Here is a 21,783-nt window from a genome sequence, read left to right on the forward strand (position 1 = left end):
CAACAGGCAGAACCTAGCGCAGCGCCGGCCCCTGGAAGCCCATCCACAAGGCCAGATGCTCGGCAACACTGGCGCCGAGACGCTTGGCGAAGCGATCGAACGGCGTCTCCTGCACGGTGAAATCGACCAACCTCTCAACCCCGACCACTTCCCGCGCCACGTAGCTGGAGTTACCCAGGGCGTCGATCAACCCCAACTCCAGCGCCTGCTCGCCGGACCAGACCAGCCCCGAGAACAGCTCGGGATGGGCATCCACCTTCAAGCGCTCGCCACGCCCCTGCTTGACGCTGTCGATAAACTGCCGATGGGTAGTCTCCAGGACCCCCTGCCAGAAACGCTCCTCATCCTCCTTGGGTGGCTGGAACGGATCGAGAAAGGTCTTGTGCTCGCCCGACGCATACACCCGACGGTCGACACCCAGCTTCTCCATCACCCCGACGAAACCGAACCCCGCGGCAGTGACGCCGATGGACCCCACCAGGCTGGCCTTGTCGGCATAGATCTGATCCGCAGCACTGGCGATGTAATAGGCACCCGAAGCCCCCAGATCGCTGATCACCGCGTACAGTTTGATCTGCGGATACTTGGCACGCAGGCGGCGAATCTCGTCATAGATGTAACCGGACTGCACCGGACTGCCACCCGGGCTGTTGATCCGCAGAACCACACCCCTGGTACCGGCATCCTCGAAGGCCGCGCGCAGGCTGCCGACGATATTGTCGGCACTGGCCGCCTCCTTGTCGGCAATCATCCCCGCACCTCGATCAACGCGGTGTGATCCCCCCTTCCCCACCCCCTTCTGCGAGTCGAACAGCGGGGCAATCAACGCCAGGCCGACGAACAGGTAGACGAAGATCAGCAGCTTGAAGAATATCCCCCACCGCCTGGCCCTGCGCTGCTCCTGCACGCTGGCCAGCAGCGCCTTTTCCAGCAATTGCCAACTTTTGGCGTCGTCCTCACCCACGGCCGCCGCCTTCCATTCATCCGACATAATGACTCACCTCATCCTTCTGCCCGGTTGCGCGACCCTCGAGCCAGGCGCGCAACGCCGTAAATTCCTCGATCGCCAGCTTCGGCGCATAACGGCGTAACGCCGACAAGGGCTGCGCCCCATAACCTACCGCAACCGCGTCCATGCCGGCACGCTGCGCCATCAGCAGGTCGAACGCCGAATCCCCCACCATCAATGCCCGAGAGGCGCACACCCCGCAATGGGCGAGGATCTGCTCCAGCATAAGGGGATCCGGCTTGCTCGCCGACTCGTCCGCGCAGCGCGTCGTATCGAAATAATTCAGCCAGCCACGCTGCTCCAGCACCCGGTGCAAGCCATGCCGCCCCTTGCCCGTCGCCACGGCCAGGCCATAGCCCGCCGCCCGAAAAGCCTCCAGCGCCTCGGCCACCCCGGGAAACAAGGCCGACGGCTCCGACTCCAACCGCAGATACTGTTCGCTATAGCAGCGACGAAAGCGTTCGACGAGACACGGCTCATCCAGCTGCGGATACAAGGAACTGATCGCCTCGGGCAAACCGAGACCGATGATACCCTTGACCCGCAGATCACTTCGGCGCTCCAGGCCGCAGGCGTCTGCCGCGCGATGCATCGCCTCGACGATACGCCCTATGGAGTCGACCAGGGTGCCATCCCAATCGAAGATCAGCAGCTGGTAGTCAGGCACCCAGGCGCTCCAGGGTGAGCGCCCATACCTCATCGACCGGCGCCTCGAGACGCAGCTCGCCGCCATCGGGCAGCGGCACCACCAGCTCATAGGCATGCAGGAACAGGCGCTTGCCGCCCAGCTCGCGAATCTCGCGAGTGAACTGCTCGTCGCCATACTTGCTGTCACCGGCGATGCAGTGACCGGCATGCTGGGCATGTACGCGAATCTGATGAGTACGCCCCGTCACCGGCTTGGCCTCGACCAGGGTGGCGAACTCGCCGAACCGACGCAGCACGCGAAACAGGGTCAGCGCCTCCTTACCCTCGGAGCTGACCTCGACCATGCGCTCACCCGAGCGCAGATTGCTCTTCTGCAGCGGCGCATTGACCTGCTTCTTCGCCGTCGCCCAATGACCGCGCACCAAGGCCATGTAGCGCTTGTCCACGCCGTCGCCGCGCAGCGCCTCATGGAGGTGGCGCAACATGCTGCGCTTCTTGGCGATCATCAGGAGGCCGGAGGTGTCGCGATCGAGGCGATGGACCAGCTCCAGATCCTTGGCATCCGGGCGTAACTGGCGAAACGCCTCGATCACCCCGAAGCTCAGGCCGCTGCCACCATGCACGGCGAGGCCGGCTGGCTTGTTCAGCACGATCAAGCCCTTGTCCTCGTAGACGATCGCCGCCTCCAGCCGTTCGAGCAGCCCCTGGGCCAGCGGCGCCGGCTCGTCGCGTTCGGCCAGGCGCAGGGGCGGCACACGCACCACATCGCCGGCCTGCAGCTTGTACTCGGGCTTGATCCGCCCCTTGTTCACCCGCACCTCGCCCTTGCGCAAGATGCGGTAGATCAAGGTCTTGGGCACCCCCTTGAGCTGGGTACGCAGGAAGTTGTCGATACGTTGGCCGGCGAGTTCCGGTGCAACCTCGAGCAGTTGGACGCCGGAGGTTGGAGAGGCAGGAGTAGTCATCGCGCAATCATAACAATTTTTTATGGATTTGAAGCACTTAATCATTGCTGCTATAGTCGCGAACGCCGCCAAAAGCGGTCTGGTCTGCGGATGTTCGCCAAACTGCCATCCCCACACCAACGCAACCCATTCAGGACGCAAGGCCGTCCGACGGGTTCTTCAGAGACTGAATGGCCGCGAAGGCCCTCGAAGACCTCGGAAATAAAGCCTTAGCAATAGATGCGCGACCTTCCCCTTTGGACGGTTGCGGTAAATGCCAACCCGCTGCAGATTCTGCGCGCGGCACCCGATTTTCAGCGATACGTGTAGGGTGGAGATGTACAACTGTCGGCCTGCGTAGCACATAGCTTTACCAAGACGCTTCATCTCGTCCGCTACCGGCAGCTGATTCCTCCTCCTGAGCAAGTGCTTTCTGTCACAACAGCAAGCAGGAGACGTCCGTCGCGGCCCAGCACAACTGGCTGACTGCCGCTTGACAATGAAACGATTTACGACCGTTTCTGACGCGCCTGACACCGACCCTGAGAGTCGTGTGTGCCGAACGCCGTTTCCGTCAGCACCGGAAACCGACGGTACTACATGAAAAGAATGCTGATTAACGCGACTCAACCCGAAGAGTTGCGTGTTGCCCTCGTCGACGGCCAACGCCTGTACGATCTGGACATCGAATCGGGCGCCCGCCAGCAGAAGAAGGCCAACATCTACAAGGGCCGCATCACCCGCGTCGAACCCAGCCTCGAAGCCGCCTTCGTCGACTTCGGCTCCGAGCGCCACGGCTTTCTGCCCCTCAAAGAAATCTCCCGCGAATACTTCAGTAAAGCCCCCGAAGGTCGCGTCAACATCAAAGACGTGCTCAAGGAAGGCCAGGAGGTCATCGTTCAGGTCGAGAAGGAAGAGCGCGGTAATAAAGGCGCTGCCCTGACCACCTTTATCAGCCTGGCCGGTCGTTACCTGGTGCTGATGCCGAACAATCCGCGTGCCGGCGGCATTTCCCGCCGCATCGAAGGCGAAGAGCGCAACGAACTGCGCGAAGCGCTGAATGGCCTGGTCGCACCGAGCGACATGGGCCTGATCGTACGCACCGCCGGCCTGGGTCGCTCCAGCGAAGAAATGCAGTGGGACCTCGATTACCTGCTGCAACTCTGGACCGCCATTAAAGAAGCCTCGCTCGATCGCGCCGCCCCTTTCCTGATCTACCAGGAAAGCAACGTGATCATCCGCGCCATCCGCGACTACCTGCGCCAGGATATCGGCGAAGTACTGGTCGACAGCGTCGAAGCGCAGCAAGAAGCCCTCAGCTTCATCAACCAGGTGATGCCGCAGTACGCCAGCAAGATCAAGCTGTATGAGGACAGCGTGCCGCTGTTCAACCGCTTCCAGATCGAGAGCCAGATCGAGACCGCCTTCCAGCGCGAAGTGAAGCTGCCGTCCGGCGGTTCGATCTTCATCGACCCGACCGAGGCCCTGGTGTCCATCGACATCAACTCGGCCCGCGCCACCAAGGGCAGCGACATCGAGGAAACTGCCCTGCAGACCAACCTCGAGGCGGCCGAAGAAATCGCCCGCCAGCTGCGTCTGCGCGATATCGGCGGCCTGATCGTCATCGATTTCATCGACATGACCCCGGCCAAGAACCAGCGTGCCGTGGAAGAGAAGGTCCGCGAGTGCCTGGAAGCCGACCGCGCCCGCGTCCAGGTCGGACGCATCTCGCGCTTCGGCCTGCTGGAGATGTCCCGCCAGCGCCTGCGCCCGTCGCTGGGCGAAACCAGCGGCATCGTCTGCCCGCGCTGCAACGGTCAAGGCATCATCCGCGACGTCGAATCGCTGTCGCTGGCCATCCTGCGCCTGATCGAGGAAGAGGCCCTGAAGGACCGCACCGCCGAGGTTCGCGCCCAGGTGCCGATCCCGGTCGCGGCCTTCCTGCTCAACGAGAAGCGCAACTCGATCACCAAGATCGAACTGCGCACCCGCGCGCGCATCGTCATCCTGCCGAACGACCACCTGGAAACCCCGCACTTCGAAGTGCAGCGCCTGCGTGACGACAGCCCGGAAGCCCAGACCACCCAGTCCAGCTACGAGATGGCCACGGCGGAAGTGGAAGAAGAGAAGCCGACCGCCGCCACCCGCACCCTGGTCCGCCAGGAGGCCGCGATCAAGGCCGCACCGCCTCGCACCGCGCCGACCCCGGCGCCGGTCGAGGAAGCCCCGGTGGCCGCTCCGGTGGCCAGCGAACCCAGCCTGTTCAAGGGCCTGGTCAAGTCCCTGGTCAGCCTGTTCGCCGGCAAGGAAGAGGAAAAGCCCGCGGTCATCGAGAAGAAGACCAGCGAGCGCCCGGCCCGCAGCGAAGAGCGTCGCAGCGGCCGCCAGCAGAACCGCAGCCGCGGCGGTCGCCGCGACGAGGAACGCAAGCCGCGCGAAGAGCGCAAGCCGCGCGAAGACCGTGCGCCCCGCGAGGAGCGCCAGCCCCGTGAGGAGCGCGCCGCGCGCGAGGAGCGTCAGCCGCGTGAGGAACGCCAGCCGCGCGACTCCGTAGAGGTCCGCGAACCCCAGGAAGTGCGCCAGTCGCGCCCGCCGCGCGAAGGCCAGGAGGGACGCCGTGAGCGCAAGCCACGCGAAGAGCGCCAGCCACGGGAACTGCGTGCCCCCCTGGACGCCCCGGAAAGCAGCGAGGGCGAAGAGCCCCGCGCCGAGCGCCCGCAGCGCGAGCCGCGCCAGCCACGCCCGCCGCGTGAGGAGCGCGTGGCGCGCGAGGAACAGAGCCAGGCCGAGGAAGAAGTGCTGAGCACCGAGCCCCAGGCGACCGACGACGAGCAGGAGAGCGCTGAAGGTGGCGAGCGTCCGCGCCGTCGCTCCCGCGGCCAGCGTCGCCGCAGCAACCGTCGCGAGCGTCAACGCGATGCCAGCGGCAACCTGATCGAAGGCGGCGAAGAAGCCGGCGAAGAAGGTGGCGAAGGCCCAGCCAAGCCAAGCGCGATTACCCCCGTGGCGGCTGCCGTCGAGGCCGCAAGCGGCGCAGCGGCGGCCAGCGAGCAGCCGACCAGCGAAACACCGGCCGAGGCTGTTGAGGCTGTTGAGGCTGTTGAGGCTGTTGAGGCTGTTGAGGCTGTTGAGCAGCCTGAAGCAGCGGCAAGCGAGGCCGCAACCGCCCAAGCCGAACCTGCCGAACCTGCCGAACCTGCCGAACCTACCGAGGAGGCCCCGGCCGTCGCCGACGCACAACCAGTGGCCGAAGAGGCGCCCAGTGCCGACGTGAAGCAGGGCGAAGCCCAGGTCGAAGCCGCGGCTAGCGAGGCTGTAGCCGAATCCGCCCCGGAAGCGGTGCCAGCGCCGACTCCCGCACCGGCCGCCGGCGGTCGCGCACCGAACGACCCGCGCGAAGTGCGTCGCCGTCAGCGCGAAGCCGAGCGCCAGGCCCGTGAAGCCGCAGCCGCTGCAGCCCGGGGCGAGAGCGAGGCGAACGCAGCCGAGGTTGCGCAGGCCGATGCCGAGCCGACCAGCGAGACGGACGAAGCGAGCGAAGCCAAGGTAGGGGCTGGCGAGCAGGTAGCAGGCGAAGCAGCAGAAGCGCCGACGCAAGACGTCGAGGCACAGGCTGAAGACCAGGCCGAGGACGGCGAGAAGCAGCAGAAAGAGCAGGCGGAGAAACCGCACGCCTGACACGGCTCGGCAACATGAAAAAGGGGATGCTTCGGCATCCCCTTTTTCATTGCAGCTTCGTCGCCCCGGGCAGTATGCCCGGCGGCCGCAGCGGGCTCATTCAGAGTACGTTGGGTTCGATCTCCAGGGTCACCGCGAAACGCTCGGCGATATCCGCCTGGATGCGCCGCGCCAAGGCCAGCAGTTGCCGCCCGGTGGCCTGGCCGTAGTTGACCAGCACCAGCGCCTGCAAGCGGTGCACCCCGGCATCGCCCTCGCGAAAGCCCTTCCAGCCGGCCTGCTCGATTAGCCAGCCGGCGGCCAGCTTGACCAGACCATCGGCCTGCGGGTAGGCCACCAGCCCCGCATGGGCAGCGCGCAGGCGCTGTGCCACTTCGGCGGTCACCAGGGGATTCTTGAAGAAACTGCCGGCATTGCCCAGCACCGCCGGATCCGGCAACTTCTCGCTGCGAATGGCGCAGATGGCGCGACCGACGTCGATCGCCGTCGGCACCTCGATACCCTGCTCCGCCAGGCGCTGGCGCACCGGCCCGTAGTCCAGGTGCAGCGCCGCCGAGCGACTCAGGGCGAAGCGCACCCGCAGTATCACCCAGCGCCCCGCCTCGCACTTGAAACGGCTGTCGCGATAGGCGAACGCGCAGTCGGCCAGGCCGAACTCGCGCGACTCGCCCGTCTGGCGGTCCAGGGCGGTCAGGCCGGCGAACACGTCCTTGAGCTCGACGCCGTAGGCGCCGATGTTCTGCATGGGCGCGGCGCCGACCGTGCCCGGGATCAGGCTGAGGTTCTCCAGGCCGACGAAACCCTGGTGCAGCGTCCACTGCACGAAGGGATGCCAGGGCTCACCCGCCTCCGCCTCGATCAGCACACGCTCGGCGCCATCCTCCAGCACGCGGATGCCGCGACTGGCCATGCGCACCACCAGGGCCTCGACGTCGCCGGTCAGCAGCAGGTTGCTGCCGCCGCCGAGCAGCATCACGGGCAGCCCCCGCTCAGTGGCGCAGGCCAGGGCCTGAAGCACCTCGCCGTCGTTGTGCGCCTCGGCGAACTGGCGCGCCCGGGCCTCGACGGCGAAGCTGTTATAGGCCTTGAGCGAGACATCCTCGCGGACCTGCAAAGTCATAGCCGCCCCCTGAGTTCGAGCAACAGGGCGTCGCCGGCCTGTTCGATCAGGTCCAGCACCTGCTCGAAGCCGGCCTCGCCACCATAGTAAGGATCGGGCACCTCGTCCGGCGCCAACCGGCAGCGGCGCAGCAGGAGATCCAACTCGGCACCACCGCCAGCCGGGCGCAAACGCTCGAGATGACGCAGATTATTGACGTCCATGGCCAGGATCAGGTCGAAACGGGCGAAGTCATCGACGCACACCTGGCGGGCACGCAGGGCCGACAGGTCATAACCGCGGCGCAGCGCGGCCTGGCGGGTGCGCGCGTCCGGTGCCTTGCCGACGTGCCAGTCGCCGGTGCCGGCGGAGTCGACCTCGATGCGGGCCTGCAACCCCGCCTCGCGCACCTTGTGGCGAAACACCCCCTCGGCGGTGGGCGAGCGGCAGATATTGCCCAGGCAGACGAACAGGACGCGCATCAGGCCTCCAGCAGTCGACGGACCCGCTCGAGATCCTCGGGCGTATCGACCCCGGCCGGCGGCGCCTGCAGGGCATCGGCGACATGGATACGCACGCCGTGCCACAGCGCACGCAGCTGCTCCAGACACTCGGTGTTCTCCAGCCAGCAGGGACCCCAGGCGACGAAGTCGTGGAGAAACTGCGCACGGTAGGCATAGATGCCGATGTGCCGGCGGTAGGGCACGCCGGCCGGCAGCTGCGTGCGATCCGTCGCGAAGGCATCCCGCGCCCAGGGCAATGGCGCGCGGCTGAAGGTCAGGGCCAGGCCGCTCGCATCGCTGGCCACCTTGACCACGTTGGGATTGAACAGCGCGGCCACCTCGCCGATCGGCTCGGCCAGGGTGGCGACCGCCGCCTGCGGGTTGGCCGCCAGGTTGGCGGCCACCTGATCGATGATCGCCGGCGGAATCAGCGGTTCGTCGCCCTGCACGTTGACCACTATGGCGTCGCCCGCCAGGCCCAGCGCCGTGGCGACCTCGGCCAGGCGGTCGGTGCCGGAGTTGTGCTCGGCGCGGGTCAGCTGCACCGCGGCACCGAAGGCGCGGCAGGCCGCGACGATGCGCGCGTCGTCGGTGGCCACCACCACCTGCTGCGCACTGCTCCTGCAGGCCTGCTCCCAGACATGCTGGATCATCGGCTTGCCGGCGATTTCCTGCAGCGGCTTGCCGGGCAGGCGACTGGAGGCATAGCGCGCCGGAATCACCACGGTGAAGGCTGTGCTCATCTACTTGTCCAGGCGCTCGTCGACGTTCAGGGTGCGGGCCTCGCTTTCCAGCATCACCGGGATACCGTCGCGCACGGGAAAGGCCAGGCCGTCGGCCTTGCAGATCAGCTCGTGCTTGTCGGCGGTCAGCTGCAGCGGCCCCTTGCACAGGGGGCAGGCCAAGATATCGAGAAGTTTCGGGTCCATGGGAGATCCTTGCTATAGGGCTGCATCGCTCGCCGCCGCCCCACATTGCCGCGAAGGACTAGGGAGCCATGGGCAGCAGGCGGGCCAGTTGCGAGTCGAACCAGGTGACAAAGGCCGCCGAAGGCTCGGCATCCACCGCCAGGTACCACCAGTCATCGGCGGCAAAGGCCCGGCATTTCACCGCGTCCTTCTCCGTCATCAGCAGCGGCAGGTGCGGAGTGAAATCCAGCCGCTCGGCGCTGTACTGCGCATGGTCGGGGAAGGCATGCGGAATCGGCCGCCAGTGTAGCGCCTCGAGCGTGGCGAAGAAACGCTGCGGATTGCCGATGCCGGCCACCGCATGCAGGCACTGCCCCGGCGGAAAATGCGCCAACGCGCAGCGCTCGCCGCTGCGCAGGTTGACCAGCGCCCGCGGCCGCAGGCCGAAGCCATAGCCGCCCGCCGGGTCGGTGTCGGCGCCGTTGAACAGCAGCGCGTCGACGCTGCCCAGGCGCTCGACCGGCTCGCGCAGCGGCCCGGCCGGCAGGCAGCGGCGGTTGCCCAGGCCGCGCGCCGCATCGATCAGCACCAGCTCCAGGTCGCGAGCCAGGCGGTAGTGCTGCAGCCCGTCGTCGCTGAGGATCAGATCGAGGTCCTCCTGCTCGAGCAGCGCGCGCACCGCGCGCCCACGGTCCGGATCGATCACCAGCTGCACGCCGCTGCGCTGCACGATCAGCAGGGGTTCGTCGCCGGCCAGGCTGGCCGCCTGTTCGGCACGCACCCGCCAGGGAAATTGCGGCGGGCTCGCGCCGTAGCCGCGGCTGACCACGCCGACGCGCAGGCCGCGCTTGCGGCAATGCTCGATCAGCCAGAGGATCAGCGGGGTCTTGCCGGTGCCGCCGACGGTGATATTGCCCACCACCAACACAGGCACCGGCGCCCGATAGATCTCGCCCGCCCCGGCGAGAAAGCGTGCGCGCTTGCGCTGCGCCACCCGCCGATAGAGCATCTCCAGCGGCCGCAGCAGAGCGAGCGCAGGATGACCGGCATACCAGGCGGCGACCAGGCGGTCGGACAGCCCCATCAACGGCCCGCCATCACGGTGCGGCCTGCGCCTCGACCGTGGTGATGCGCAGGTGGGCGAAGCCCAGCTTGCCGGCGGCATCCATGGCGGTGATCACCGCCTGGTGCGGGGTCTTGGCGTCGGCGCTGATGGTCAGCGGGAGGCTGCTGTCGCCCTCCGACTCCTTCTGCAGGGCGGCGCTCAGGCCGGCCAGGTCGCTCTTGAGCAGCTGGCGGCCGTTCAGCGAGTAGCTGCCGTCGGCGGCGATCAGCACCTCCAGCTGCTTGAGTTCGGTCTGCTCCGGCGGCGTGCCGCTGGCGGCCTCGGGCAGGTCGACCTTGAGCTGGGTTTCGCGGGTGAAGGTGGTGGTGACCACGAAGAACAGCAGCAGGATGAAGACCACGTCGATCAACGAGGCCAGGTTGATCTCGACGTTCTCCCGCGGTTTACGCCGAAACTTCACGCCTTGCCCTCACCCAGGTCGACGTCGCGGTCGCCCTGCACCACTTCCACCAGCTTGATCGCCTCCTGCTCCATGCCGACCACCAGCTCGTCGATACGGCGCTGCAGATAGCGATGGAAGAACAGTGCCGGGATGGCCACCATCAGACCGGCCGCGGTGGTGATCAACGCCTTGGCGATGCCGCCGGCCAGCACCGGCGCATTGGCCATGCCCGAGCCCATGAAGGAGCTGAAGATCTCGATCATGCCCAGCACGGTGCCGAGCAGGCCGAGCAAGGGGGCGATGCCGGCGATGGTGCCGAGCGCGTTGAGATAGCGCTCCAGCTCGTGGATGACCCGCGCGGCGGCCTCCTCGATGCACTCCTTCATGATCTCCCGGCCATGCTTGGAGTTGGCCAGGCCCGCTGCGAGAATCTGCCCCAGGGGCGAATTGGCCCGTAGCTCCTTGAGCCTCTGGTTGTTCAGCTTCTTGTCCTTGATCCAGCGCCATACCTCGCCGAGCAGGTTGGGCGGCGTGATGCGACTGGCGCGCAACGTCCACAGGCGCTCGGCGACGATGCCCGCCGCGGCGATGGAGCACAGAATAATTGGCAGCATCATCCAGCCGCCGGCTTTGACCAGTTCCCACACGGTGGTAAATCCCCTTCGGAAAAGTGGCGCCACTCTAGCATAGGGGCGCACCCTCGCCGACCGCCGCCGTTCTCATTTTTCTCGCCAGAATCGGCGCTCGGCGCGCAGTCCACGGGCCTCGCCGAAGGTCCCCAGGCGCAGCCGCAAGGCGCCCTGCTCGGCCGTGTCATAGAGCCGCGCGGGCAGCGCCGCATAACGCGCCACGACCGTGGGGTGAGGGTGACCGAAACCATTGTGCCGACCGCGCGAGACGAGTACCGCGCGCGGCGCCACGGCGCGGAGGAACTCGGCGGACGAGGAGCTGCGGCTGCCGTGATGGGGCACCAACAGCCAGTCGGCCCGCAGGTCCCGACCCGTGGCGAGCAGGGCCCGCTCGGCCCGGCTGTCGATATCGCCGGTGAGCCACAGGCGCTCGCCCGCGGCCTCGACCAACAGCACGCAGGAGGCCTGATTGGCATCGCTCGCCTGGGCCCAGCGCCAGAGGCTGAAACGCACCCCATCCCACTCCCAGTGCCGGCCCGACGGGCAGTCGCCGGCCCGCAACTGTGCCGGCAAGGCGCCGGCCTCGCCACTCCACACCTGCGCCACAGGCATGCCCTGGTGTATCGCCGGGGCGCCACCGGCATGGTCGTTATCGGCATGGCTGAGCAACAGCAGGTCGAGGCGCCGCACATCCAGGGCACGCAACGAGGGCAGCACCACCCGCTCGCCGATATCGAATTCGCCGAAGCGCGCGCCGGCGTCATACAGCAGCGCATGCTCGCGGGTTCGCAGCAGGACGGCCAGGCCCTGGCCGACGTCCAGCACCCAGACCTCGGCCTGGCCCTGGGGCAGCTTCGACTGCGGACTGCAGACTATCGGCAGCAGCAAGAACCAGCCGAGCCCGCGCAGGGGAACGCCGGCCGGCAGCAACAGCAACAGGCTGCCGAACAGCACCAGCAACCAGGCCGCCAGCGGCAGCGCGCTGGGTAGCCAGGCCGGCAGCCAGGCGGCGATCAGCGCCAACAGGCGAAACAGCAACTCGAGGGCACCGCCGGCCAGCCAGAGCACCCCCTCGCCCACGCCCGCCACCGGCAGCAACAGGGTGCCGAGCAGGGCCAGGGGCACCACCACGATGCCGACCCAGGGCACGGCGATCAGGTTGGCCAGCGGCGCGCTGGCGCTGATCGGCAGCCCCAGGGCCAGCAACAACGGCAGCAAGCCGAGCGCCATCGCCCACTGCGCCCGCCCCAGGCCGCACCACCAGGACCAGGCCCCCAGGCGGCCGCCGAAGGTCAGAACCAGCAGCCCCACCGCGCCGAAGGACAGCCAGAAGCCCGGCTGCAGACTGCTCAGCGGCTCCACCAGCAGGACCAGGGCCAGGGCCACCAGCAGCGGCAGCCAGGCGCCGAGGTGGCGAAAGCGCCAACGCCAGAGCAGCACCAGCGCGACCATCACGCAGGCGCGCCGCACCGGCACCTCGAACCCCGCCGCCAGCCCGTAGGCCAGCGCCCCGACGAAGGCCAGCAGGCAGGCCCAGGGCAACCACGGCCAGGCGCGCGGCCACCCCCCCAGACGCACCAGCCCCACCACCAGGCCATAGAGCAGCCCCGCCACCAGGGCCACGTGCTGGCCGGAAATCACCAGCAGGTGCACGGTACCGGTGTGCTGCAGGACCCGCCAATCGGCCGTCGACAAGCCGGAATCATCGCCCAGCACCAGGGCCGCCAACGCCCCCGCCCGCGGCGCGGCGCTGGCCAGCAGGCGTTGCCGCAGGGCATCGCGCCAGGCCGCCGCCCCGTCGGCGGACGCCAGCCGCTGTCCGCTCTTCACCGTGCCGGTGGCACCGATACGCTGCGCCAGCAGCCAGGCCTCGTAATCGAAGGAGTGCGGGTTGACCAGGCCGTGGGGGCGCTTCAGGCGCACCGCCAGCCGCCAGGTTTCGCCACCCCGCAGCCGCGGCCCGCCGTACCAGGCCAGACGGAGCAGCGCCGGCAGCTCGGCGCGGCGCGAGACCGCCCCCCGCAACTGGAAACGCACCACGCCGTCGCGCACCTCCGGCAGCCCCACCACCTGCCCCTCCAGCCACAGGGTGCGCTCATCCAGCTCAGGCGCCAGACGGTCGTCCAGCGCCCACTGGGCCGAGACACAGGCCCAGCCGAAGCCGATCAGGAAAAAGCCCACTGGATAGCCGCGAGACGGCAGCGCCAGCAGGCCGAGCGACGCCAGCAGGCAGGCCAGCCAGACAGGCGGCAAGGCCGGCAGAATGCGCAGCACCAGCAATCCCGCGACCAGCGCGAATATCCCCAGGCGCATAGGCCAGCACTCCTTCAGATCCTTCCATGAATCCTGCGGGACGACGGCTGCCGCATATTTGCTGTCACAAAGTGTAAAAGCAGCCGTTTCCGAATCTGTGCATAATATCCGCGCTTTTCAGCCCGCCAGAGACTCCCCATGCCGCGTCGTTTTTTCAAGCGCTACATGCCCAACCCGGACCGCATCAAGGGCAACAAGTCCCTGCGCTTTCTCGGCACGCTGATTCACGATCCCAATCTCTGGCACCTCAACCGCCACTCCGTCTCCCGCGCCATGGCCATCGGCCTGTTCTGGGCGATGATCCCGATGCCCCTGCAGATGATAGCCGCCGCGGTGGTGGCGGTTCCGGCACGGGCCAACCTGCCGATCTCGGTCGGCCTGGTCTGGCTGACCAACCCCATCACCATGCCGCCGGTGTTCTATTGCAGCTACAAGTTCGGCGCCTGGATGACCGACACCCCCACCCTGCGCATGCCCGAGCAGGTCACCCTGGGCTGGATCGGCGAAGTGCTGCAGAGCCACTGGCAGCCGCTGTATCTCGGCTCCCTGGTCCTGGGCCTGCTGCTCGCCACGATCGGCTACCTGGCCACCAACACCTACTGGCACTGGTGGGTCCGGCATAACTGGCGCAAACGCCAGGAACGGCGGCGCAAAGCCAAGGCCCAAGGCTGAAACGTAAAAAGCCGTTACCCAGGTAACGGCTTTTTTCTGCCCGCAGCTTAGCTCACTCGTAGCGCAGCGCCTCGGCCGGCTGGATCTGCGCGGCGCGCCAGGACGGGTACAGGGTGGCGAGAAAGCTCAGGGCAAGGGCCGCCGAGCAGATCAGCAGGACATCCGACAGCAGCAGCTGCGACGGCAGGTTGCTGATGAAGTAGACGTCGGAGCTGAGCACCTGCTGACCGCTGACGCGTTCGATCCAGCCGACCAGCTGGCTGACGTTGAGGGCCGCCAGCACGCCCAGCACGCCGCCGATCAGCGTGCCCACGGTGCCGATCACCGTGCCCTGCACCATGAAGATGCCCATGATCTGCCGCGGCGTCGCGCCCAGGGTGCGCAGGATGGCGATGTCGGCGCCCTTGTCGGCCACCACCATGATCAGGGTGGCGATGATATTGAAGGCCGCCACCGCGACGATCAGCAGCAGCAGCAGGCCGATCATGGTCTTTTCCATCTTCATCGCGCTGAACAGGCTGCCCTGGGTCTGGGTCCAGTCGCTGGCGCTGTAGCCGCCCCCCAGCTGCGCCGCAACCTCGGCGGACACCTGCGGCGCCTGGTACAGGTCCTTCAGCTTCAGGCGCAGGCTCTGCACCCGGCCCGGCTCCAGGCGCTGGATCTGCGCGGCATCGGCCACGTTGATCAGCGCCAGGGAACTGTCCAGCTCGGCGCCGACCTTGAACACCCCGACCACGTTGATCCGCTGCATGCGCGGCACCACCCCGCCCGGTACCGAGCCGAGTTCGGGCACGATCAGGGTCAGCTTGTCGCCGACCTTGAGCTGGAAACGCCGCGCGGTGATTTCGCCGACCACCACACCGAACTCGCCGGCGCGCAGGTCGGCCAGACGCCCCTGGACCATGTGCCCGGGCAGGATGGAGACCCGCGACTCGAACTGCGGGTCGATGCCCTGCAGCTGGATCGGCTGCATCGCCCCGCGGTGCGACAGCATGCCCTCCAGCTCGGCGAAGGGCGCGGCCGCCAGTACCTGCGGATGCTTGCCGGCGACCTCGGCCACCGCCTGCCAATCCTCCAGGGCCTGCTCGTGGGCGACGCTGGCATGGGGCACCATGCCGAGGATGCGCGAGCTCATTTCCTGCTGGAAGCCGTTCATCACCGACAACACCACGATCATCGCCAGCACGCCGAGGGCCAGACCGATCATCGAGGTCAGGGAAATGAAGGAGATGAAGTGATTGCGCCGCTTGGCCCGGGTATAGCGGCTGCCGATGAAGAGACTCAGCGGACGGAACATCAGGCGGCCACCAGCTTGCCGTCTTCCAGACGCAGCACCCGATCCATCTGCAGGGCCAGCTGCATGTCATGGGTCACCACCAGGAAGGCGGTCCGGGACGAGGCGCTCAGCTCCTTCATCAACTCCTGAATACCCTGGGCGGTGTGATGGTCGAGGTTGCCGGTCGGCTCGTCCAGCAGTACCAGCCCCGGGCGGTTGACCAGGGCGCGGGCAATCGCCACCCGCTGGCGTTCGCCGCCGGACAACTCCGCCGGCTTGTGCGCCAGGCGATGACCCAGGCCGACCCGCTCGAGCAGCTCGGTGGCCCGCTGCCGGGCCTCGGCGATGGCCGTGCAGCCGATCAGCAGCGGCATGCAGACGTTCTCCAGGGCGGTGAACTCGGCCAGCAGGTGATGGAACTGATAGACGAAACCCAGGGCCCGGTTGCGCAGCAGGCCGCGCTCCTTCTCGTTGAGCGCCGACAGCTCTTCGCCGGCCAGCCAGACGCTGCCGGTGCTGGGCGTGTCCAGGCCGCCGAGCATGTTCAGCAGGGTACTCTTGCCCGACCCCGAGCTGCCGACGATGGCCACCCGCTCGCCGGGATGCAGCTCGAGCGCCAGGCCCTCGAGCACCACCACCGACTGCGGGCCCTCCTCGTAGCTCTTGCCCAGGTTGCGGCAGCTCAGCACGGCCTGATCTTGCATGACGCGGTCACCCATCAGTTGATTATTCATAACGCAGCGCCTCCGCCGGCTGGATGCGCGCGGCGCGCCAGGCCGGGTACAGGGTGGCGAGGAAGCTCAGGACCAGGGCCGCGGCGCACACCAGCAGCACGTCGCCCCACATCAGTTGCGCTGGCAGGTAGTCGATGAAATAGACGTCGGCATTGAGGAACTTGATCCCCAGCAGGCGTTCCAGTGCGGCGACCCCGGCGCTGACGTTGAGCGCCGCCCAGATGCCCAGCAGTGCGCCCAGCGCGGTGCCGAACACGCCGATCACCGTGCCCTGGACCATGAAGATCGCCATGATCTGCCGCGGCGTCGAACCCAGGGTACGCAGGATGGCGATGTCGCCCTTCTTGTCGGTGACCACCATGACCAGGGTCGAGATGATGTTGAACGCGGCCACCGCGACGATCAGCAGCAGCAGCAGGCCGATGATCGCCTTCTCCATGCGGATCGCCTGGTACAGGTTGCCGTGGGTACGGGTCCAGTCGCGGGCGTAGTAGTCGCCCTCGCCCAGGGTCTGAGCCAGCTCCCAGGCGGTACGCGGGGCCTGGAACAGGTCGGCGAACTGCAGCCGCACGCCCTGCACCTGGCCGGGCCGCCAACGCTGCAGGCGAGCCAGGTCCTGGACATGGGCCAGGGCCAGGTGGCCGTCGATCTCGCCGGCGCCGACATGGAAGATGCCGACCACGGTGAAACGCTTGAGGCGCGGGAACATCCCGGCCGGGGTGACCGTCACCTCCGGCGCGACGAAGGTCAGCTTGTCGCCCAGCGTCACACCCAGCTTGGCCGCCGCCTTGTCGCCGATGACCATGCCGAACTCGCCCGGCGCCAGGTCCTCCAGGCGGCCCTGGCGGAAGAAGTCGCCGATGATCGACACCCTGGCCTCCTCCTGCGGGTCGACGGCATTGATCAGCACCTTCTGCACCTTGCCATCGTTGCTGAGCAGGCCCTGCATCTGGCTGAAGGGGGCCGCCGCCAGCACCTGGGGGTGCTTCAGCGCACCGGCGGCGAGTTCGCGCCAGTCGGCGAGCGGCGTCGCGCTCTCGATCGTGGCATGCGGCACCATGCCCAGCACACGGGTGCGCATCTCGTGATCGAAGCCGTTCATCACCGACAGCACCAGGATCATCACCAGCACACCGAGTGCCAGCCCGATCATCGAGGTCAGGGATATGAAGGACACGAAATGACTGCGGCGTTTGGCACGCGTATAGCGCGTACCGATGAAGACGAACAGGGGTCTGAACATGTCGGGGGCTGATTCGGGGGAAAGAGGAACGTCCTTGTGGCGGGGCTTGGCGAGCAGCCTTACACTCAGACCACTACTGCTGCCATGGGTTCGCCATGCCGTCTCAAGATGAAAAAGATCGCCGCGAATACTATCGTATCGACGACACGATCGCACTGGATTTCACCCCGCTGTCCGGCGCCGAAGCCCTTGCCAGTGACGCACTGCACGACACCTCGCCGCTGTTCAATCTGCTCAGCGACCTGCACCTGATGGACTTCGAGTCGCAACACCTGTTGCGCCACATCAGCGAGCGCGACCGCACCCTGGCCAACTACCTCAAGGTGGTCAACAAGCGCATCGACCTGCTCGGCCAGGCCGTCGCCCAGAGCCTGCTGCGCGATATCGGCGCGCCGAAGCAGGTCTGCCTGTCCGAGGGTGGGGTGAATTTTACTCACGGCAAGGCGGTCGCCCCCGACAGCCATCTGGCGATCAAGATGGTGCTGATGCCCCAGGCCCTCGGCCTGCTGCTGCGCGCCAGGGTCATCCATTGCCGCGCGCTGGATGACGGCCAGTTCGAGATCGGCACCGAGTTCGAGGCCTTGACCGACGCACAGCGCCAGTTGCTGGCTCGGCATATCCTGCAGAAGCAGGCCTGGGAACGCCGCCAGGCCCGCGAATGACCACCACCAGCGCGAAGGAAAGCCCCATGCCACGCCTGCTCGCCCTATTGGCCTTGCTGCTGCCGCTGGGCAGCGTGGCCGAGACCCTGCAGATCCCCCTCGGCCAGCAGGGCGCCACGAGCTTCGAACTGCCGCAGCGCGGCGAGTCGCGCCGTGCCGTGCTCGAGCGCTTCGGCCTGGCCGACCAGGAGCATCCAGCGGTCGGCCGGCCGCCGATCACCCGCTGGGACTACCGCGAGTTCAGCGTGTACTTCGAGTACGACCATGTGATCAACAGCGTGCGCCAGCATCGACGGCGCACCGCCACGCCCGAGTAAGGAGTAATCGTGACCCTGATTTACGGCCACCGCGGCGCCAAGGGCGAAGCACCGGAAAACACCCTCGCCAGCTTCCAGACCTGCCTCGGTCACGGCGTGCGCCGCTGCGAGCTGGACCTGCACCTGTCGCGCGACGGCGAGCTGATGGTCATCCACGATCCGACCCTCAAGCGCACCACCGGCCATCGCGGCAAGGTGGTCGAGCACGACGCCGCCGATCTGGTGCGCTATGACGCCCGCCAGGCTGGCCCCGAGTGGCCCACGCCCTGCCCCATTCCACGCCTGGGCGAGCTGTTCGAGCAGTGCGACTTCGAACACTGGCAACTGGAGGTCAAGAGTGCCTCGAGGGAGCGCGCGGCACGCACGGTCGAGGCCATCGCCGCCCTGGCCGGGCAGCATGGCCTGAGCGACAGGATCACCGTGACCTCCAGCTCGCGGGAAGTGCTGCGGGCGCTGCAGCGCCTGCATCCGGGCATATCCCGCGGCCTGGTGGCCGAGCACGCCTGGCTCGACCCGCTGAAGGTGGCCCGCCACTACGGCTGCGAACTGCTCGCCCTGGACTGGACGCTGTGCAGCCCGGAGCGCCTGCTGAAGGCCCAGAAGGCCGGTCTGCACGTCTCAGTGTGGACGGTCAACGAACCGGCGCTGATGCGTCGGCTCGCCGATTTCGGCGTGGACAGCCTGATCACCGACTTCCCCGGCCTGGCGGTGGCGACGCTGACGCGCTGAGTCGGCCAGACCGCCTGCGAGCGAGCATGAAAAAACCGGCCATGGGGCCGGTTTTTTCATGCTGCCTGGTCAGAAACTCTCCCGATTCGGCCACTGCCAGGCTCGGGAGTCGCTGAACGGGTCCTCCCCGACCGGCTCAGGCCACCGGTCGGAGCCGCTCAAAAAAGCCGGTTGAGGCCGTCGAAGGCGGCCACGCGATAGGCCTCGGCCATGGTCGGGTAGTTGAAGGTGGTGTTGACGAAGTACTTGATGCTGTTCGCCTCGCCCTTCTGGTTCATGATCGCCTGACCGATGTGCACGATCTCCGAGGCCTGATAGCCGAAGCAATGCACCCCGAGCACCTCCAGGGTCTCGCGGTGGAACAGGATCTTCAGCATGCCCACCGGCTCGCTGGAAATCTGCGCCCGGGCCATGCTCTTGAAGAACGCCTTACCCACCTCGTAGGGAATCTTCGCCTGGGTCAGCTCGCGCTCGTTCTTGCCGATCGAGCTGATCTCCGGAATAGTGTAGATGCCGGTCGGCACATCGTCGACGAAGCGCCAGCTGTCGTTCTCGACTATATTGCCCGAGGCCGAACGGCCCTGGTCGTAGGCCGCGCTGGCCAGGCTCGGCCAGCCGATCACGTCGCCGGCGGCGAAGATATTGGACTGCTCGGTGCGGTAGTTCTGGTCGACCTCGACCTGGCCGCGGCTGTTGACCTGGATGCCGATGTTCTCCAGCCCCAGCTTGTCGGTATTGCCGGTACGGCCGTTGCACCAGAGCAGGGCATCGGCCTTGATCTTCTTGCCGGACTTGAGGTGCAGGATCACCCCGTTGTCCAGGCCCTCGATGCGCTCGTACTCCTCGTTGTGGCGGATCAGCACGTTGTTGTTGCGCAGGTGGTAGCTGAGCGCATCGGAGATCTCGGCATCGAGGAAGCTGAGCAGCTGGTCGCGGTTGTCGATCAGGTCGACCAGCACCCCCAGACCACTGAAGATCGAGGCGTATTCGCAGCCGATGACCCCGGCGCCGTAGATGATCAGCCGGCGCGGCGTGTGGCTCAGGGTCAGGATGGTGTCGCTGTCATAGACCCGCGGGTGGCGGAAATCGACGTCCGATGGGCGGTAGGGCCGCGAGCCGGTGGCAATGACGATCTGCTTGGCCACCAGGGTTTCCACCACGCCGTTGGGACACACCACCTCGACGGTCTGCTCGTCGGCGAAGCTGCCGGTGCCGTAGAACAGGTCGATGCGGTTGCGCGCGTAGTAACCGGTGCGCGAGGTGACCTGCTTGCCGATGACCCGCTCGGCGCTCTTGAGCACGTCCGGGAAGGAGAACCAGCGCGGCTCGCCGATCTGACGGAACATCGGGTTGGTGTTGAACTGCATGATCTGGCGCACCGAATGACGCAGCGCCTTGGACGGAATGGTCCCCAGGTGAGTGCAGTTGCCGCCGACTTCGCGGCGGGTGTCGACCACCGCCACCTTGCGGCCGGCCTTGGCGGCATTCATCGCCGCGCCTTCCCCTGCCGGACCGGAGCCCAGCACCACCACGTCATAGTTGTAGACCGCCATGTTCACTCCTTCAGATCACGCCGGGGCGCTTATGCCGCGCCCGCGGCAGGACCGGCGCCGCAGAGCGGCGCCGGCAATCAATCCATCCGCATAGCCTGCGGTCGGGCATCAACGCTTGCTGGCGTCGTAGGACAGGTCCGCGACCGCCTCGCCCTCAGGGCGATTGACCTCCTCGCACTTCTCGCGGCTGCCGCCACAGATCGAGCATTCCTTCTCGATGCCCAGGTTGGCAATGCCGCCACAGGAGCCGGCGATGGGCTTGCGGCCCATGATCACACCGACCGCCATCAGCCCCACCATCAGCAGCATGGCCAGAAAAACCACTACGAAAGTCATTGCTCTTCTCCTTCGGCGAATAATCGCTCGAATGCACCGCTAGTCTGTGTGACGAAACGTTCGCCATCCCGGATCACAAAAAATGCCGCGATACCCGCCCGCTCAGCGTAAGCCAAGCCGCGCGCCGGTCCCAGCACCATCAACAAGGTGGACAGGCCATCGGCGCGCAGGGTCGACGGATCGGCCACCGTCACCGATGCCAGCTTGTGGCCGATGGGCGCCCCGGTCTGCGGGTCCAGGGTATGGGAGTAACGCGTGCCGTTCTCCTCGAAATAGTTGCGGTAGTCGCCGGAGGTGGAAATGCCGTAGCCATCCAGCTCCAGGACCCGCTGCGCCACCCGCTCGTCGTCCCGCGGCGCCTCGATGGCGATGCGCCACGCGTCGCCGCCGGGCTTGCGGCCGGCCGCCTTCAGCTCCCCGGTGACATCCACCAGGTAGCGGGTGACGCCCAGCTCCACGAGACGGGCGACGATGCGGTCGACCGTATAACCGGCGGCGATGCTGTTGAGATCCAACTGCAGGTCGACGTCCTTGCACAGCCGCTCGCCGTCGATACGCAGGTGCCGATGGCCGGTGCGCGAACGCGCCTCGGCCAGTTGCTCGGCAGTCGGCAGCCGCTCGACCCGCGCCTGGGGACCGAAGCCCCAGAGGTTGAGCAGTGGCTCCAGGGTCAGGTCGAAGGCCCCGCCGCTTTCCTGCGCCAGAGCCTGGCCGACGCTCACCAGCTGCAACATCTCTGCCGGCATGGCCATGCAGCTGCCCGCCGGGGCGCGATTGAACCGGGAGATCAGCGAGTCGTCGCGGTAGGTGGACATCTGCCGATCGACCTCGGCGAGGATCGCCTCGGTCTCGGCCTGCAGCGCCTCGACAGCCGGCGCACCCTCGGTGCGCACGTACTTGACCGAGTAGGTGCTGCCCATGGTCGGACCAGCGAACTCCTCGACCCGCTCGGAAAACCAGCAGCCCGTTAAGGCGGCCGCCAAGGCGACCGCGATAACGGGCTGGAGTGCAGCGTGCAGCAC

Annotated in this window: 22 protein-coding genes; 5 read left to right on the forward strand and 17 right to left on the reverse strand. The window is 67.1% G+C overall.

Annotated elements, in window-relative coordinates:
• Positions 1 to 13: 13 nt before the first annotated feature.
• Genes I0D00_RS04520 through rluC form a run of 3 tightly spaced genes read right to left on the reverse strand, consistent with a single transcriptional unit; the run spans position 14 to position 2,622 of the window.
• Positions 14 to 991 carry a S49 family peptidase gene (locus I0D00_RS04520; protein ID WP_213638547.1) on the reverse strand — a complete coding sequence of 326 codons (978 nt, stop codon included), beginning with the start codon at positions 989 to 991 and terminating at the stop codon, positions 14 to 16.
• Positions 981 to 1,676, reverse strand: a complete 696-nt coding sequence (locus tag I0D00_RS04525; RefSeq protein WP_213638548.1) for an HAD-IA family hydrolase — start codon at positions 1,674 to 1,676, stop codon at positions 981 to 983. The genes I0D00_RS04520 and I0D00_RS04525 overlap by 11 nt, the downstream gene beginning before the upstream one ends.
• Complete coding sequence (gene rluC / locus I0D00_RS04530; RefSeq protein WP_213638549.1) at positions 1,669 to 2,622, reverse strand: 23S rRNA pseudouridine(955/2504/2580) synthase RluC; 954 nt, start codon at positions 2,620 to 2,622, stop codon at positions 1,669 to 1,671. The genes I0D00_RS04525 and rluC overlap by 8 nt, the downstream gene beginning before the upstream one ends.
• Positions 2,623 to 3,201: 579 nt before the next feature.
• Here rluC and rne point away from each other — a divergent pair.
• A complete protein-coding gene (gene rne / locus I0D00_RS04535; protein WP_213638550.1) occupies positions 3,202 to 6,279 on the forward strand; it encodes a ribonuclease E in 3,078 nt (1,025 codons plus the stop codon).
• A 100-nt stretch (positions 6,280 to 6,379) separates the two neighbouring features.
• On the opposite strand, the gene murB is transcribed toward rne, so the two are convergent.
• From murB to I0D00_RS04575, 8 genes are all read right to left on the reverse strand, one after another.
• Positions 6,380 to 7,399, reverse strand: a complete 1,020-nt coding sequence (gene murB, locus I0D00_RS04540) for a UDP-N-acetylmuramate dehydrogenase (RefSeq protein WP_213638551.1) — start codon at positions 7,397 to 7,399, stop codon at positions 6,380 to 6,382.
• Positions 7,396 to 7,860, reverse strand: a complete 465-nt coding sequence (locus I0D00_RS04545; protein ID WP_213638552.1) for a low molecular weight protein-tyrosine-phosphatase — start codon at positions 7,858 to 7,860, stop codon at positions 7,396 to 7,398. Before I0D00_RS04545 ends, murB begins: the two co-directional genes overlap by 4 nt.
• A complete protein-coding gene (gene kdsB, locus I0D00_RS04550) occupies positions 7,860 to 8,624 on the reverse strand; it encodes a 3-deoxy-manno-octulosonate cytidylyltransferase (protein ID WP_213638553.1) in 765 nt (254 codons plus the stop codon). The genes I0D00_RS04545 and kdsB overlap by 1 nt, the downstream gene beginning before the upstream one ends.
• Positions 8,625 to 8,810, reverse strand: coding sequence for a Trm112 family protein (locus tag I0D00_RS04555; protein ID WP_213638554.1), 186 nt, complete (start codon positions 8,808 to 8,810; stop codon positions 8,625 to 8,627).
• A gap of 58 nt (positions 8,811 to 8,868) precedes the next feature.
• Complete coding sequence (lpxK, locus tag I0D00_RS04560) at positions 8,869 to 9,873, reverse strand: tetraacyldisaccharide 4'-kinase (protein WP_213638555.1); 1,005 nt, start codon at positions 9,871 to 9,873, stop codon at positions 8,869 to 8,871.
• 13 nt (positions 9,874 to 9,886) lie between these two features.
• The gene (locus I0D00_RS04565; RefSeq protein ID WP_213638556.1) at positions 9,887 to 10,315 is read right to left on the reverse strand and encodes an ExbD/TolR family protein; all 429 of its coding nucleotides are present in this window, start codon (positions 10,313 to 10,315) and stop codon (positions 9,887 to 9,889) included.
• Positions 10,312 to 10,944: a MotA/TolQ/ExbB proton channel family protein gene (locus I0D00_RS04570; RefSeq protein WP_213638557.1), complete on the reverse strand. Its 633-nt coding sequence runs from the start codon at positions 10,942 to 10,944 to the stop codon at positions 10,312 to 10,314. The genes I0D00_RS04565 and I0D00_RS04570 overlap by 4 nt, the downstream gene beginning before the upstream one ends.
• Positions 10,945 to 11,016: 72 nt before the next feature.
• On the reverse strand, positions 11,017 to 13,239 hold the full coding sequence (locus tag I0D00_RS04575; RefSeq protein ID WP_213638558.1) for a DNA internalization-related competence protein ComEC/Rec2: 2,223 nt from the start codon (positions 13,237 to 13,239) through the stop codon (positions 11,017 to 11,019).
• A gap of 138 nt (positions 13,240 to 13,377) precedes the next feature.
• Between I0D00_RS04575 and I0D00_RS04580 the strand changes: the two genes are divergently transcribed.
• A complete protein-coding gene (locus tag I0D00_RS04580; RefSeq protein ID WP_213638559.1) occupies positions 13,378 to 13,911 on the forward strand; it encodes a DUF2062 domain-containing protein in 534 nt (177 codons plus the stop codon).
• Positions 13,912 to 13,963: 52 nt separating this feature from the next.
• On the opposite strand, the gene I0D00_RS04585 is transcribed toward I0D00_RS04580, so the two are convergent.
• The 3 genes from I0D00_RS04585 to I0D00_RS04595 are packed head-to-tail and all read right to left on the reverse strand — an operon-like array spanning position 13,964 to position 17,164.
• Positions 13,964 to 15,208 carry a lipoprotein-releasing ABC transporter permease subunit gene (locus tag I0D00_RS04585; protein WP_213638560.1) on the reverse strand — a complete coding sequence of 415 codons (1,245 nt, stop codon included), beginning with the start codon at positions 15,206 to 15,208 and terminating at the stop codon, positions 13,964 to 13,966.
• A complete protein-coding gene (gene lolD / locus I0D00_RS04590; protein WP_213640221.1) occupies positions 15,208 to 15,891 on the reverse strand; it encodes a lipoprotein-releasing ABC transporter ATP-binding protein LolD in 684 nt (227 codons plus the stop codon). Before lolD ends, I0D00_RS04585 begins: the two co-directional genes overlap by 1 nt.
• Before the next feature lie 22 nt (positions 15,892 to 15,913).
• Complete coding sequence (locus tag I0D00_RS04595) at positions 15,914 to 17,164, reverse strand: lipoprotein-releasing ABC transporter permease subunit (protein ID WP_213638561.1); 1,251 nt, start codon at positions 17,162 to 17,164, stop codon at positions 15,914 to 15,916.
• A gap of 95 nt (positions 17,165 to 17,259) precedes the next feature.
• Here I0D00_RS04595 and I0D00_RS04600 point away from each other — a divergent pair, with 95 nt between their 5' ends.
• From I0D00_RS04600 to I0D00_RS04610, 3 genes are read left to right on the forward strand one after another with little or no spacing between them, the layout of a single operon-like run.
• A complete protein-coding gene (locus I0D00_RS04600; RefSeq protein ID WP_213638562.1) occupies positions 17,260 to 17,826 on the forward strand; it encodes a PilZ domain-containing protein in 567 nt (188 codons plus the stop codon).
• A gap of 26 nt (positions 17,827 to 17,852) precedes the next feature.
• The gene (locus tag I0D00_RS04605) at positions 17,853 to 18,143 is read left to right on the forward strand and encodes a phosphodiesterase (RefSeq protein WP_213638563.1); all 291 of its coding nucleotides are present in this window, start codon (positions 17,853 to 17,855) and stop codon (positions 18,141 to 18,143) included.
• 9 nt (positions 18,144 to 18,152) lie between these two features.
• Positions 18,153 to 18,872 (forward strand): glycerophosphodiester phosphodiesterase, encoded by a 720-nt coding sequence (locus tag I0D00_RS04610; RefSeq protein WP_213638564.1) that lies wholly within the window; start codon positions 18,153 to 18,155, stop codon positions 18,870 to 18,872.
• A 158-nt stretch (positions 18,873 to 19,030) separates the two neighbouring features.
• Here I0D00_RS04610 and sthA read toward each other — a convergent pair whose 3' ends face one another.
• The 3 genes from sthA to I0D00_RS04625 form a co-directional block, all read right to left on the reverse strand.
• On the reverse strand, positions 19,031 to 20,425 hold the full coding sequence (gene sthA, locus I0D00_RS04615; protein ID WP_213638565.1) for a Si-specific NAD(P)(+) transhydrogenase: 1,395 nt from the start codon (positions 20,423 to 20,425) through the stop codon (positions 19,031 to 19,033).
• A 108-nt stretch (positions 20,426 to 20,533) separates the two neighbouring features.
• Positions 20,534 to 20,761 (reverse strand): (Na+)-NQR maturation NqrM, encoded by a 228-nt coding sequence (gene nqrM / locus I0D00_RS04620; RefSeq protein WP_213638566.1) that lies wholly within the window; start codon positions 20,759 to 20,761, stop codon positions 20,534 to 20,536.
• Positions 20,758 to 21,783, reverse strand: coding sequence for an FAD:protein FMN transferase (locus tag I0D00_RS04625; RefSeq protein WP_338050390.1), 1,026 nt, complete (start codon positions 21,781 to 21,783; stop codon positions 20,758 to 20,760). Before I0D00_RS04625 ends, nqrM begins: the two co-directional genes overlap by 4 nt.

The sequence above is a fragment of the Pseudomonas lalucatii genome (assembly GCF_018398425.1).
Classification (GTDB): Bacteria; Pseudomonadota; Gammaproteobacteria; order Pseudomonadales; family Pseudomonadaceae; genus Aquipseudomonas; species Aquipseudomonas lalucatii.